We start from the raw sequence: 1181 nt of genomic DNA on the forward strand, positions 1-1181 counted from the left end.
TAGCTATATCGAGCGCTTCAACTGTACTATTCGACAACGAGTGTCTCGACTGGTAAGAAAGAGCCTAGCCTTCTCTAAAAAATTAGAAAATCATATTGCCGCAATTTGGCGGTTTGTGCATCATTACAATGCTAATTTACAACTCTAAATCCCTACTTTTATTTGAATTCAGTTTTATTCTCTCGATCCTTTCCTTCAGGGGACTACCCGTATTTAGCTCGCCCGTAACTTTCGATATCGACCCATGTATCAGCACCGCAAATCACGGCACAAATTGAGATGGTAATAATATCAATTAATTGATGATGTTTCGTCCGCTCAATTCTTGGATCTTCTCAGTCAGCAAAATGGTCGGCGATGGTGATTTTAGGTTTAAGTTTCATGCAGGGCAAACTCTAATTAAATATTTTTTGAGTAATCAAGAACCATCCTCCAATATACCATATTCTGTTAATATAAAATTTAGATGCGTTCGCCCTGTGATAAACGTGAGCTAGTCTTTGGGCAATCGCACTTTTTGACCTGCTTAGTTTAAACTCCAATTATCAAGCTTATGACGAAAAACTGTCATTTCTGGTCATAGGCCTGACAATCAACAGATAAAGACAAAAACCATTATTTTGTCCTATAACCCTTGCCAGAAAAGCGTTATAGCCACAAGTTTTTAGACCTGAATCCTTACTTTCAACTTAAAGTGCGGAATGTGGGTTACATCAATTTAGTAAGCAGAGACAACCAATCACCCTTTCCAATTTCGGTTGAAACCGCATCACCTTAAATTTGGGGCAATTGGATGGCAATCGCCTGTAGCCGGAGCCGAGCGCCCCTAGCCGCTTGCCCATAGCCCGAGCGGGTCTCAATCGCGGGCGATCGTCAAAAGATCTCAAAAGGGTTCTATATATAGTAGTAGTAGCCATTTTACCTCTCAACGATTCTACCGACCCTTCATGACAGACGGCGGTCAAAAACTGACATTGGGGGTAAAAAAGCAGGTTCTGGCGTTAAAGAGGAACGAGCAATCGGATCTCGGAGCATCGAGGAACACCCAAAAACCTTACGGTGTATAGATTAAGCGAAAGATAAAAATTATTTTCGCAAAACGCTTGACAAGCCCTTGCGAAATAAGTATATTAATAAAGCGCCAGAGAGAGAGCGGTTCACACCGCGAACTTAAGGCACAG

The 1181-nt window shown here is 41.6% G+C and carries 1 protein-coding gene and 1 pseudogene; one reads left to right on the plus strand and one right to left on the minus strand.

Annotated elements, in window-relative coordinates; genetic code table 11:
• On the plus strand, positions 1 to 148 hold a 148-nt coding region (locus JGK20_RS34345; protein ID WP_293233861.1), incomplete at its 5' end, for an IS1 family transposase.
• A gap of 64 nt (positions 149 to 212) precedes the next feature.
• Here the strand turns inward: JGK20_RS34345 and JGK20_RS34350 are convergent.
• Positions 213 to 383 (minus strand): annotated as a pseudogene (locus JGK20_RS34350) (transposase family protein); the annotation flags it as partial.
• Positions 384 to 1181: the final 798 nt, after the last annotated feature.

The sequence above is a fragment of the Microcoleus sp. PH2017_05_CCC_O_A genome (assembly GCF_020738785.1).
Taxonomy (GTDB): Bacteria; Cyanobacteriota; Cyanobacteriia; order Cyanobacteriales; family Microcoleaceae; genus Microcoleus.